We start from the raw sequence: 13,137 nt of genomic DNA on the forward strand, positions 1-13,137 counted from the left end.
CCATCTCAAGATTAGAGATCTCGGAGAACATCATCCATGAGACGTTTTCTGTGGCTACGCCTCGTTCTCGCTCTCATCCTAACCGTTCCGCTCAATTCGACGCTGATTCTGCATGGCGCGCGACTGCGCGATGATACTTCGATCATCCGTCAAGCGCCGCCCGCGCCTGTCATCGAAGACGAGGCGCGCCGCGCCGAACTCGCGCGAAGACGCGCGCGCGTCGCGGAGAAGATCGGACCGCGCGCTGTCCTCGTGCTGTTCGGAGCCGAACCGCGCGTCTATTCGAACGATGTCGATTACGAATACAGGCAAGAGAACAATCTGTTCTACCTGACGAATTTGAATCAGCAAGGCATCAAGTTGGTTCTGATGCCCGGCAATTCACAGCTCCCAGAGATACTCTTCTTGCCGCGTCGCGATCCGCGCCTCGAAACGTGGACCGGGCGCATGTACAGCCCAGAAGATGCACAACGCATCTCCGGCATCGGTGAGATCTGGGATGCGCGTGAATTCGAACCCTTCATGCGCGCTCTGCGATTGCGCCAACCTTACCGCCCCAAAGATGACGGGATCCTGCTGAGCCGCGCCTTCCATGCGAACGCGACCGATGGTCAGAGTCGAAAAGCCTCGTCGGCGGATGGGCGCCCCTCGTTCGCGTCCAACGTTTCGATAAACCTGTCGAACGCCAGCTTGACCGGTTACGACACGCTCTTCGCTGCTGCGCGAGACAATGAGGCGGCCATCTATCTGCTGCTCCCGCCGGACCGCGAAGTGCGCGACGGAAGCGAAAGTCGCGAATTCCGTCAAGAACAGCGCTTCGCGGCACAGTGGGCGCAAGGGGCTAACGGCTATGCCATCCGCAGCGCATGGCCGATCTTCGCGGAAATGCGCATGGTGAAATCGCCAATCGAATTGCAACTTCTACAACACGCGATCGACATCACGACCGAAGCCTTGGAACGCGCGATGGCGCTCGCCGCAAGCGCGAAATGGGAGTATGAGCTGAAAGCCGAAGTCGAGTACATCTTTCGCCGACGAAATGCCTTCTGGGGATACCCGTCGATCGTCGGCTGCGGACCGAACGCGACGACGCTCCACTATGAAGATGCACAAGGCCCGATTCGCGCGGGCGATCTTCTGTTGATGGATGTCGGCGCAGAATATGGCCACTACTCAGCAGATATCACCCGCACCTTTCCGGTAAGCGGCAAGTTCAGCCAAGAGCAAGCCGATATCTACAACATCGTCTTCGAAGCGCAAGAAGCGGCGATGCGCGCCGTGCGCCCAGGGGCGACGCTGACTGAAGTCCACAACGCCGCGCTCGCGAAGATCAAAGACGGCCTCTTCCGTTTAGGCTTGATAACGGACAAGGATTCGGATCAGTATAGAATCTGGTTCATGCATGGCACGTCACACATGATCGGTCTTAACGTGCACGATCTGAGTCAGCCGGGAGCGAAGCTCGCGCCCGGGATGGTCTTCACAGTCGAACCCGGCATATATGTGCGCGAAGATGCGCTCGACAATCTGCCGAACACCCCGGAATATCAGAGATTCAAGCAGGCCATCCGTCAAGCTTTCGAGAAGTATCGCGGGATCGGCGTGCGCATCGAAGACGATGTGCTCGTTACCGAAAATGGGTTCAAAAACCTCTCCGCCGCTGTGCCGCGCTCCATCCCTGAAATAGAAGCCTTCATCGCGCGCGCACGCGCCAAAATGGGCCGCGAAGCTCCCGAGGCAATAAGCGCCAGCGTCAAACGCGCGACAGCAGGCTCTTCCGGCGCGCTTGCCTCAGTCGCCCCACAGATGGCCTCGACCGTTAAAGATCCAGCCGAACGCTTGGGCGAACGCGCTTCCTTTCCGTTGAGTTTCCGAGAGCGAACCACGCGCGTATCAGGTCGGAGCTCGCTCGGGCCACTGAATCGCGCGCGACACGCGAATTCCTAATCGAGGAGGAGTGATCAAAGCGATGCCGATCTTTGAGTATGTTTGCCAGCAGTGCGGACATCGTTTCGAGAAGATCATGATGGCGAAGGCGAACGTCGAATGTCCGAATTGTCGAAGCGAGAGATTGGAGAAACAGCTTTCGACCTTCGCCGTCGCTTCCCGAACGACCGACTCTTTTAAGGATGAACTACCCGCAGGGCCATGCACTACGTGCGGCGATCCGCGCGGCCCTGGAGCATGCGCGCTCGATTGATGCCATGCGCCGCACACAATCAACACCTCATGATCGAGAAGGCGCCTTGCATGCGCTCGCCGAATTACACGAACGGGTCGCGCGCGCCGCGAGGCGCCTTGCGCGAAAGCATGAATTGCGATGCGCGCGCGGATGTCACGCTTGCTGCATCGACGGTTTGACCGTGTTCGAAATAGAAGCCGAACTCATACGCCGCCATCACAGGGATCTTTTGGAGCAAGGCGAGCCCCATCCGGTCGGCGCCTGCGCTTTCCTCGCCGAGGACGGCTCATGTCGTATCTATGAGCATCGCCCGTATGTCTGCCGCACACAGGGACTGCCGCTCCGCTGGCTCGAAGAGCTAGAAGATGGTGAACTGGTCGAGCTGCGCGATATCTGCCCGCTCAACGATCGAGGCCAACCGCTCGAAGGATTGCCCGCCGGGGATTGTTGGACGATCGGACCAGTCGAAGGGAAACTCGCAAAGTTACAGCTCATCTTCGGCCAAGGTAAGATGAACAGGGTCGCTCTTCGCGAACTCTTCGCGAGAAAAGGGAAGGCCGCGACTTAATCGTGGAGGAGATCGAAGATGCAGTGGGTTCCTGTGGCAAGCAAGGAGGGCAGCGCTTACGTCGATCTCGACAAAGTCGTCAAAGTGCTGTTCGAAACCGAAGGCGGCGCGCTGCGCGCGCATCTTTTCGTCGCCGCGGGTGACACAGAGTTGGTCCTGGCGGGCGTCGTCGTCGATCCCGATATCACTTCAGCCCTCTATCGCATCATCCAAGATCAGTCATTCTCATAAACACCAGCCGGATCTCCGCTGGCGACGCTGACCGAGCCTTCCGATGATCCGCCGTATCACGACGCGAGCGCGTAGAGCGCTGCGCGCGATCGAATCGCCGACCCGCGAGCGATTTTCCCAACGCGACGGTCGAAGCGCGCGAATCATCCGCCCGTCGATCTGATCTCCCTTTCAATGCGCTCCACACGATTGGTCGGGCTCGGATGATCGGAGAAGAAACCGCCGCCGCCACGCATGCGCCTCATAAAACTCGCCAAGCCATAAGGATTATAGCCAGCACGGCGCATCAACTGGACCGCTCCCACATCGGCCTGCGTTTCGGCTTCGCGGCTATAGCGCAAAAATAGCGAATTGAGCCCGAAACCGATGCCGAGGCGGGCGAGATTCGCGCCTAAGCCGCCGCCCAATTGGCCGCTGAGGACCTCCAGCGGCATCTGCGCGATCAAAGCCTTTGAGGCTTGATTCGTCCCATGTCGCAACGTCACATGCGTGATCTCATGCGCGAGCACTCCAGCAAGCTCATCATCGTTGCGCACGGCCCGTAACATCCCGCTCGTCACATAGACGTAACCGCCGGGAAGCGCGAAAGCGTTCACATCCGAACGATCTATGACGCGAAAACGCCATGGCAAGCCCGGCATCGATGATCGAGCGGCGAGACGTTTGCCGATGCGAGTCACGCGCGGATCGTCGTAGGTGTGATACTGTCGCTCGACCTGCGCCGCCGAACGCCGCCCGATCTCCACGTCATCGCGAATGGAGAAGAGATTGAATCCCGGCCTCAATCGCGTCTGCGCCCAACCATCCGGCGTGGAAGCGACAAGGCCAAGCGTCAAAACGATGGCTATGAACCGATAGCTTTTTACGCCTCTCTTCATCGCTCTTCCCTCCTCATGACCCTCTTCGATCGAGAGGAAAGTCCCGTGCCAAACGTTTCGACGGAAGCTGAGCTAGAAGATCTTCATCGAAAAACAATCTTATCCCAATCTTTTCCCGCTCACATGGTGGATCGGCGAGGCCAAGTCCGCCGACCGAACCGCCGCTCGATATACGAAAAGATCAGGCTGAGTGTCGGAAAATGTGTCTCGACGGGCATTCTGTTGTCGTAGCGCGGGAGGGCCCACGCTGGAAGCGGTGAAGGCTCGACGGGCATTCTATTGTCGTGGCGAAGGTAGGCTTCGAGCCGAACTTGATCCCGGCGGTTTCTCCGGCCAAACCGAGTCTCGCCATGCTCCCCGTTACCCGACCTTTCCCCGGATAAGATCACCGAATCGGGCGCAAGTGGGTTTCAATTCAGCTTCGCTGGCGGGACGAGATCAAAGAGACGACGATCAACGCGATGACCGAAAGCGCGATCGCCGGTATCACCGGATCTACGCCGGTCATCGCCCCGAACCCGCCGAACTCCCAGACGAGCGTGACGACGACGCCCGTGATGATCGAAGTCACCGCGCCGACGGCCGTCGCGCGCGGCCAGATGAAAGCGGCGACGAGCGAAGGCGTCACGCCCGTGCCGTAAATCGTATAGGCGCGCAAAGCGACTTCGAGGAACTTCTCCGAATAAGTGGAGATGACGTAGGCGATCACTCCCAAAACGATGACGGTCGCGCGCAACAACCAGACCAAACTCCTCTCGCTGGCCTGTGGGTTGATGAAGCGCTGGTAGACATCGCGCACCAGCGCCGTCGCCGGCACTAACAGATAAGAGATCGCCGTTGACATGATGATCGCCATGATCGTCGTCATGACCACCGCGCCGAGCCAGACGGGCAGATGATCGCGCGCGACATAAGCGATGACGCGCCCCGGCTGGACCAGCTTCCCATCTTGCCACTCGAGCGCCGAGGCGACCCATGCCGTTAAGATTATCATCCATTCCATGTAAGCGACGCCGAGAAGCAGCCACAACGTCGCCGCGCGCGCTTTCCCTTCCGTCTGCGCCGAGAAGAAACGCTGATACATATTCGCATCGCCGAGCACCAACAAACCGGGCGGCAAGATATAACCGATGGCTTGCACCCAGCCGATCGGTCCAAAGGGTTTCAGGTGATCGGCGGGCAAACGGGTCGCGATGCCTTCGTACCCGCCGGCGGTGAACCAAAGATACGGGAGCGTAATGAGGATGCCGATGATCATCGTGATCCCCATCGCCACATCCGTATACGCGACCGAGAACATTCCAGCGAGCGCCGTGTAGATGATGATGAACGCGGTGACGATGATGACGGCGAGATGAAAGTCTAAGGTCGGCATCGTCAAATTGATGACGGCGGCGGCGGCACGGTATTGATAAGAGACGATCGTCACCGCCGTCATCACGAGCGTGATGACGCCGAGGAGCCGGGCCCATTTGTTATAACGCCTCTCGAGGATGTCCTGCACGGTGATCGCCTCGAAACGGCGCGCGCGGGCAGCCAAGAAGGAGAGCGCGGCGATGCCGGCGAGCGCGCCGAGCGGCAAGATCCAAGCCGCGATGCCGACTTCGTAGACTTTGCCGGCATTGCCGAAGATCGACCCTGTGCCGATCCATGTCGCAAGCATCGTCCCGAAAAGGACGAAGGTGCCAAGCTGACGCCCGGCGACCGAGAAATCCTCCTGTCGTTCAACGCCGCGACTGCGAATCGCGCCGATGCCGACAAGGAAGATCAGATACGCAACGATGGTCCAGAAATAGATCGTCATCATTCATCGTCCTAATGATTGGGGTTGACGAACTCGCGCTCACAAGTTGTTGAGGATGAAATCGGTCATCATCTGGCGCAAGTGCTTGACCAGAAGCGGATCGCTGACGCCATGGCGCGACTTCGGGTAAAGCATCAGTTGAAACTGCTTGCCCGCCTTCTGCAGCTCGTAGATGAGCTGGATGCTGTTCTGTAGATGAACGTTATCATCGATCGTCCCGTGGATCAGGAGGAGTTTGCCGTGAAGATTCGAAGCCGCGCGTATGACTGAGCTACGCCGATAACCTTCAGGATTATTCTGCGGCAAGCGCATGTAGCGTTCCGTGTAAATCGAGTCATAGAGGTGCCAGTCGGTCACGGGCGCGCCAGCGATCCCGAGGCGGAAGCTCTGGCTATGCGTCAAGGCGTAACTCGTCATATAGCCGCCGAAGCTCCATCCCCACAGACCGATGCGCGAAGCGTCGACATAAGGCAAGCTGCGCAGGTATGCGATGCCGTCCTCCAGATCGCGCAATTCCAGCTCCCCGAAATTGCCATACGCCGCCCACGCCGATTGCGCCCCTTTGCCGCTCGCCGTGCGATTGTCGCAGATCCAGATGATGTAACCGCGCTGGGCCAACATCTGATGCCACATATAGGTCGGTCCGCCCCAAGCGTTCCGGACGGAAGGAGCGTGCGGACCGGAGTAGGTGTAACTCATCACCGGATACTTCTTGGTGGGGTCGAAATCGGGCGGTTTGATCATCATCGCTTCCATGATGAAGCCGTCGCGCGCCTTGACCTGCAAGAATTCGGGCGTACCCAATTTGAACTGGCGAAGCGCTTCGACGCGGTTCTCGTCTATGACGCGCACCAATCGCCCTTCCGCATCGAACAGGCGAACCTGCGGCGGAGTTCTGACATCGCTCCAATAATCTATGAAGCGCGTGAACTGCGGATTGAAAGAGGCGCGATGCGTGCCCTCTATTTGCGTCAAGCGCGTCAATTGACTGCCGTCGAGCTTGATCCGATAAACATGTTCCGCGATGGGACTATGTTCGGTCGCGCTGAAATAGATCCAACCGTTCGTTTCATCGACGCCGTAAAGATCGCGAACCTCCCATTCGCCATTCGTCACCTGGCGGATCAACTTCCCATCGGGCGCGTAGTGATAAAGGTGCATCCAACCGTTTCGCTCGCTGCGCCACAGAAAAGAGCCGTCGCGCAACCAGTGTGGGTTGTCCACCGCTTCGACCCACGCGCGCGTGGTCTCGCGAAACAGGGTCGTCACACGCCCCGTCTCCACATCAGCCGCGTTCAGATCGAGAAAGGTCTGTTCGCGATTCTGCGCCTGAAAGACGACGCGCTTCGCGTCCGGAGTCCACGCCACGCGCGAGATCAGCAGATCGGTCGGCACATAAGCCTCTAGATCGACCCAGCGCGTCGGACCGCCGACGATGCTCACGATCCCGAGTCTCACGAGCGGATTCGGATCACCGGCGAGCGGATAGTGCGTCTGCTCCAGCTCTTGAAGCCGAGGGACGTGATCGACGACCGCGAAACGATGGACGCTCTTTTCGTTCAATTGCAGATAGGCGATGCGCTTCGAATCCGGGCTCCACCAATAGCCGCGCGTGTTGCCGCGACCGTAAAGCTCTTCCTCATAGACCCAATCGAGCCGCCCGTTCAACAGCTCATCGCTGCCATCGCTGGTCAACGCGCGTTCCCGCCCCGTAGCTAAATCGATGACGTAGAGGTTCCCGGCGCGCACGAACGCGATCGATCGCCCGTCGGGACTGAACGTCGCATCGGTCTCTTCTTCGGGCGTGGAAGTCAACCGAACGACCCGATCGCTCCCGAGTTCATAGTAGAAGAGGTCGTTGGCATGGTTGAGCAAGACGGCTGTTCGCGCCGGATTGAAGTTATAAGAGGCTTGATTCGACAGACGGCGCGCATCCTCTTCGCTGAATCCGGGAAGACGGCGCAACGCCGCTTCCATCCTCGCGCTGTCGAAGAACGGCACAGCCGCGCCTGTCGTCGCCTCGACTTTCATCAATTGCGTGCGGCCATCGGAAGTCTTGCTTTGCAGATAGTGCTCGCCGTCGCTCAACCACATCAGATTGAGCGGCGGCGAACCGTTGAAATTTATGCGCTTGACCGGATCGTAGATGTCATCTAGCGTCAAAAGCCTCTCCTGAGCCGCACCGACTCCGCTCAGGATGAAGAGGAGAATGAAGGGAAGAGTCACGCGCTTGTTCATCAATCGCCCTCCATCTGTGATCGAAGAGCCCAGTTTCGCACACGGCGCCCAGACATGGATGCTCAAATGGACCAGCGGTCGCAAAACGACGCTGCCCACGTCCGAAAGCGCTTATGCGCCCTCAAACGTCGCCGAAGTCACTTGTGCGCAGCCGGACCCAAGTTTGGCCCAGCCGCTCGCATGCGCAGCCGGTACACGCTGGTCCGCGCCGTGATGTAAAGCGTTCGACGATCCGCATCTCCCCAAGCCAAGTTGGCCGGGACCTCGGGTGTCTCGATGATGCCAAGCTTTCGGCCATCCGGCGCGAAGATCCAGACGCCATGTGACCCAGTGCAATAGATGTTGCCTCGTTCATCGACCTTCATCCCATCGGGCACGCCGGCCTCTCCGCTCCCTTCGAGCGTCGCAAAGACGCGCTTGTTAGCAATGGACCCATCCGGAAGCACGTCGAAAACGCTGATGGTGCCTTCCGCCGAGTCGGAGACATACAACCTCCGCTCATCGGGCGAGAACGCGATGCCGTTCGGTCGTTTGAAGCTTCGATCGAGTAGACTCAATTCGCCGCGCGGCGTCAACCGATAGACGCCGTAAAAGCCCAATTCCTCTTGCTCTTTACTGATGCCATAGGGAGGGTCTGTGAAGTAGATGCTGCCATCGGAGCGGATCGCCAGATCGTTCGGACTATTGAGGCGCTTCCCCTGATAGCGCGCGGCAAGCGTGACGATGGAACCATCGCGCTCGGTGCGCGACACTCGCCTGTCGTGCTCGCACGTGACGAGTCGGCCCTGCAGATCGAAGAGGTTGCCGTTGGCGTGCCCCGAAGGACGCCGAAAGACTTCGGTCCGCCCGGTACGCGGATCCCACTTGTAGATGGTATCGGCGGGGATATCGCTGAAGATCAGGAAACCGCGAGGATGCCACGCGGGGCCCTCGGTGAACTTGAAACAGCAAGCGACCTTTTCGAGTTTCCCACCAGCCGCGATGATCTCATGCAGTCCGTCTTGAGCCGAAGCCGACAACCCAAAGATCGCGCACAAGGCGAAGAGGAAACCGTACCGACGCATCCGTTAATGGCTCTCCCTCAACGCGATATCGGTCCAGCGAAGATCACGCAGCGATCATCTGGCGAATCGATCGCTACGCGGCGGCAGCCCCGTCGCGAAGCTCGCCTCGACCGGGCCTCAACCGGCGATAGCCGCCTCCGCTTTCAACTTCTCGGTTTGGTAATGAGTGATGAGCGCTTGAATCAATTCATCCAACTCGCCATCCATTACGAGGTCGAGTTGATGAAGCGTCAGACCGATGCGATGATCGGTCACGCGATTCTCTTTAAAATTGTAAGTGCGAATCTTCTCCGAACGATCGCCGCTCCCGACCATCGAACGGCGTTCGCTGGCTAGCTCTTCATGCCGCTTGCGCTCTTCCATCTCCTGCAGACGCGCGCGCAGAATGCGCAGCGCTTTTTCGCGGTTCTTGATCTGAGATTTCTCGTCTTGGATCGAGACGACGATCCCCGTCGGCAGATGCGTGATGCGCACTGCCGAGTAAGTCGTGTTGACCGACTGCCCTCCCGGACCCGATGAGCAGAAGGTGTCGATGCGTATATCTTTCGGATCGATCTTGACTTCGACCTCTTCCGCTTCGGGCAGAACGGCGACCGTCACGGCGGAAGTGTGTATCCGCCCGGCGCTTTCGGTCTGCGGCACGCGCTGGACCCGATGGACCCCTGATTCATGTTTGAGCCGGGAGTAGACGCCTTCGCCCTCGATCACGGCGATCGCCTCTTTTATCCCGCCGATATCCGATTCCGAGACATCGAGCAACTCGAATCGCCATCCCTGTCGTTCCGCATAACGTTGGTACATGCGCAAGATCTCCGCGGCGAAGAGCGTCGCTTCATCGCCGCCCGTTCCGGCACGCACTTCGAGGATGACGTTCTTCTCATCATTCGGATCGCGCGGCAACAGGAGCACACGCAATTCGTTTTCGCAAGAACGGATGCGCTCCTCCAGGGAATGGATCTCGCTGCGCGCCAATTCGCGCAACTCATCGTCGTCGCCTTCCGCCAGCATCTCGCGCGCACCTTCGAGCTCACGCTTGAGGCTCTTCCACGTGCGATACTTCTCGACTATCTCGCCCAACTGACGATGCTGTTTGACGAGCTTCCCATAGCTCACCGGGTCAGAGAGCGCTTCGGGAGAAGAGAGCTGTTCGGTGAGCTCTTCGTAACGCGCCTCGATCTGATCCAGTTTCTCTAACATCTATCGCTCCCTTTCGAGATCGGCACAGAATAGACTAACGCCGACGCTGGCGGCCCCATAGAACCGCCAATCGCGCCGGCGCTCCCAATCGAGAGGCTAGTATGACGGGATCGATCTTCTCATCAAAAGACTCATCGCGCGCACTCGATCGACCAATCGCCCTATTGCGCGACTTCGGCGGCTTGCCCTTTGCGCGTGTAGCGTTTATTGAAGCGATCGACGCGCCCCGCAGTATCGACCAGTTTCTGTTTGCCCGTAAAGAACGGATGACAGTTCGAGCAGATTTCGACATGAAGATCGCCTTTGCGCGTCGACCGCGTCTTAAAACTGACGCCACATGCGCAAGTGACCGTTATCTCATGATAATCAGGATGAATGCCCTTCTTCATTATTTCCTCGCTTTTCGAAAATTTGCCCATTAATCGAAGCTAGAATGATACTTTCAGGCGAAGCTCCGGGTCAAGCTAGGCGCTTCCTTTGAGCTGCCGCCAGCGATCGCCAAACCATCGCGGATCATCGCTACGGACGAGGCCGCGACAGAAAGCGCCTTCAAGGGCGAAGATGAACGATCCAAACTGAAGTGCGCCGACTGGGCGCGCACGCAAGGGATCGCCTTCAAGGGCGAAGATGGACGATCCAAACCTCTTTGGGCGCCAACCCCTTTGTCAATCCAACCGCGCCTTCCCCTTCGCGCAATTCCAAATCCTTCCCGGTCGTCAACTCGATCGCCCGCTGGAAGCTCCCTTTGACGCTAACGGTCGCTTCAACCGGAGCCTCTCCATGATTGAAAACGAACAATATCTTCTGGTCGGCGTCAACCGACATCAGCTTGATCTCGACCGAAGAGGCCCCGTTCGCACTGACAACTTCCGCTTCGCGCGCGATCCCGGCCCAGTCGAGCAGCCCGAGGAAGAATCTCGCGAGATTCGGATCCCGCTCCGCTTCATAAGCCGCGCCCAGAAAAGTTCCGATGGCGATCATCTTGCCGCGACCGAAAGTTGAAGCGACGATGGCCGGAGAACCGTCGCTGAAACGCGCAACGACGCGCGCGTTCGGCGAGATCGGCGTCAGCGTCTCCTCGTAGCCGAGCCCGCGCAAACGATCGCCTGGTTTTAGCAATGGCAAGCTCGCACCAGCCGCAGCGACTTCGATCTCTGTCTTTCCGCTCGCCGTCTGTTGCACAGCAGTTTCGCGACATCCGCAGACTTCATGCAAGCCGAAACCGGGGATGATCTCTTTGGCGCGCCCCCGTTCGTCGTTCCACGCAAGACGCGCTTCCGCGACGAGCGCGCCGCCTTGTTTTACATACTCGATCAACGCGCGCGACGCCGCTTCGGAGAGCATCAAGGGATAGGGCAAGAAGATGAGCTTGTAGCGCCGCGCTTCGCCGCGCGCGATCCGGTCAACGTGCAAGAAATCGACGGGCACGTTGGCGGGAAAGAGCGCGCGGTAGATGCCGAGCATCGAGTTGCGCTCGATGTTGACGAATTCGCCCTGCGGACCAGCCGCTTGTAAAGGGCGGCGACCGCCGACCATGTAGGAGAGCGGATTATAAACGATGGCGATCTCCGCACGCGCCGGATGCGCCCGAAGGAAGAGGGCGCGGTGGCGATCGATCGTTTGCGCTATCCGCCCCGCTTCGCGCGCCCTCTCGGTGACGGTGCCATCCAGGTTGATGAGACCGAAGCCGCCAGATTCATAGCCCGAACTCATCGGATACCAAGCGTAGAAGTTTATGGCTTTCGCGCCGCGCGCAACCGCGCTCCACGTCCAGATGCGTATATCTTCGGGCGTCACGGTCGAACTGATGCGCAGCGCGACCGTTCCGAATCCGCCCTGCAACTCCCCGACCCAGAAGCCGCGCTCGCCGCTCGCCGAACGAGCGAAATCGAGCAACGCGCCGCGCCACGCGACATCGCGCCCGACCGGGAAAGAGTGTTTCGGATAGAAGGACGTGCCCCAGAAATCCACCTGCTCGGCCATCAGCCAATCATCCGGACTGCCGTCTCCGCTCAAAGGGCTGGTGAAGAGCGATGGAGCCGCCGCATGACTCGTCGCCACGCGATCGGGGAGGATGCGTTTGACCGCTTCGCGACGCGCGCGCAAATCTTCGGCGAGCTTATCGATGATGAAGAAGCGCCAATCGATGTAGTCGGTGTATGAAAGGATCGTGCTCAAACGGTTCGGCTCGACTTCGCTCCAGTCGGCAAAGCGCCGATACCAAGCGTGATTCAGCGCATCGAGCGAGCCATATTTTTTCTTCAACCACTCGCGATAGCGCGCGACCGAGTAGGGGCAGAAGCAGAATTCCGGGCCGACGAGATAAGTCGCCTGTGCCCAGTTGATGACGTGCGGTTCGCTCCACAAGTCCCAGCCGTAGAAGGCGCGCTTGCCTTTCAGGTGCGTAGCGAGCGCAGCGTAAAAGTCGAGCACAGCGCGGCGCACGCCCGGATGATCGAAACAGTAACCGGGCGCCGACTCCGACCGGATGCGGTCGCCGCTGATCGAGACGAACTCCGCCTCGCGATATTTTTTGCCAACCCAATCCGGAGCCGAATCGACGTAGACCTGAACGATCACCTTGAGGTCCAGTTCCTCTGCCAGATCGAGCAACGCATCGAGCGCCGCGAAATCGTACTTACCTTCCACGGGCTCCGCGGTGGCCCAATCGACCCAACAGCGGATCGCGTTAAACCCGAGGCTTTTTATCTGCTTGAGGTCTTGACGCCAACGGTCACGATCCACGCGCGCCTCGAGCATGGGGGCGCGCGCTCGCCCACCGCCGTACCACACGGCGACGGGGAAGAAGCTCTCTTCTTGCGCTGAAACGGTCAAAAGGAGGAGACGCGCGATGAGAAGCGAGAGGGCAGTTCTTCGCCAAAGCCGCATATTCGTCGCTCTACGGTCGAAAGCTTGCAATTCGCCCGATCGAGGTCCGCGAAAAACGGTCCATTAAGACAGCGAGGTCGAGCTCC

At 59.1% G+C, this 13,137-nt stretch carries 11 protein-coding genes; 4 read left to right on the plus strand and 7 right to left on the minus strand.

From position 1 onward, the window contains the following. The first annotated feature begins 36 nt into the window (after positions 1–36). Genes PYK22_RS16235 through PYK22_RS02230 form a run of 4 tightly spaced genes read left to right on the plus strand, consistent with a single transcriptional unit; the run spans position 37 to position 2,981 of the window. A complete protein-coding gene (locus PYK22_RS16235; protein ID WP_060635238.1) occupies positions 37–1,947 on the plus strand; it encodes an aminopeptidase P family protein in 1,911 nt (636 codons plus the stop codon). Between the two features lie 22 nt (positions 1,948–1,969). Further along, positions 1,970–2,200 carry an FmdB family zinc ribbon protein gene (locus PYK22_RS02220; protein WP_041974415.1) on the plus strand — a complete coding sequence of 77 codons (231 nt, stop codon included), beginning with the start codon at positions 1,970–1,972 and terminating at the stop codon, positions 2,198–2,200. Between the two features lie 46 nt (positions 2,201–2,246). After that, positions 2,247–2,750, plus strand: a complete 504-nt coding sequence (locus PYK22_RS17140) for a YkgJ family cysteine cluster protein (protein ID WP_157770621.1) — start codon at positions 2,247–2,249, stop codon at positions 2,748–2,750. Between the two features lie 18 nt (positions 2,751–2,768). Beyond that, the gene (locus PYK22_RS02230; RefSeq protein WP_157770622.1) at positions 2,769–2,981 is read left to right on the plus strand and encodes a hypothetical protein; all 213 of its coding nucleotides are present in this window, start codon (positions 2,769–2,771) and stop codon (positions 2,979–2,981) included. Between the two features lie 143 nt (positions 2,982–3,124). Here PYK22_RS02230 and PYK22_RS02235 read toward each other — a convergent pair whose 3' ends face one another. From PYK22_RS02235 to PYK22_RS02265, 7 genes are all read right to left on the minus strand, one after another. Beyond that, entirely contained in the window at positions 3,125–3,859 is a 735-nt protein-coding gene (locus PYK22_RS02235) for a M48 family metallopeptidase (protein ID WP_060635239.1), read from the minus strand. Positions 3,860–4,274: 415 nt separating this feature from the next. Beyond that, positions 4,275–5,663 carry a sodium:solute symporter family protein gene (locus PYK22_RS02240; protein WP_162199775.1) on the minus strand — a complete coding sequence of 463 codons (1,389 nt, stop codon included), beginning with the start codon at positions 5,661–5,663 and terminating at the stop codon, positions 4,275–4,277. 39 nt (positions 5,664–5,702) lie between these two features. Next, the gene (locus tag PYK22_RS02245) at positions 5,703–7,901 is read right to left on the minus strand and encodes a S9 family peptidase (RefSeq protein ID WP_157770623.1); all 2,199 of its coding nucleotides are present in this window, start codon (positions 7,899–7,901) and stop codon (positions 5,703–5,705) included. A 137-nt stretch (positions 7,902–8,038) separates the two neighbouring features. After that, positions 8,039–8,965 (minus strand): SMP-30/gluconolactonase/LRE family protein, encoded by a 927-nt coding sequence (locus PYK22_RS02250; protein WP_041973923.1) that lies wholly within the window; start codon positions 8,963–8,965, stop codon positions 8,039–8,041. A gap of 117 nt (positions 8,966–9,082) precedes the next feature. Continuing rightward, on the minus strand, positions 9,083–10,162 hold the full coding sequence (prfA, locus tag PYK22_RS02255; protein ID WP_041973925.1) for a peptide chain release factor 1: 1,080 nt from the start codon (positions 10,160–10,162) through the stop codon (positions 9,083–9,085). Between the two features lie 161 nt (positions 10,163–10,323). Then, on the minus strand, positions 10,324–10,551 hold the full coding sequence (gene rpmE / locus PYK22_RS02260) for a 50S ribosomal protein L31 (RefSeq protein ID WP_041974420.1): 228 nt from the start codon (positions 10,549–10,551) through the stop codon (positions 10,324–10,326). A gap of 226 nt (positions 10,552–10,777) precedes the next feature. After that, a complete protein-coding gene (locus tag PYK22_RS02265; protein ID WP_041973928.1) occupies positions 10,778–13,051 on the minus strand; it encodes a beta-galactosidase in 2,274 nt (757 codons plus the stop codon). Positions 13,052–13,137 lie beyond the last annotated feature (86 nt).

It is taken from the genome of Pyrinomonas methylaliphatogenes (assembly GCF_000820845.2).
Taxonomy (GTDB): Bacteria; Acidobacteriota; Blastocatellia; order Pyrinomonadales; family Pyrinomonadaceae; genus Pyrinomonas; species Pyrinomonas methylaliphatogenes.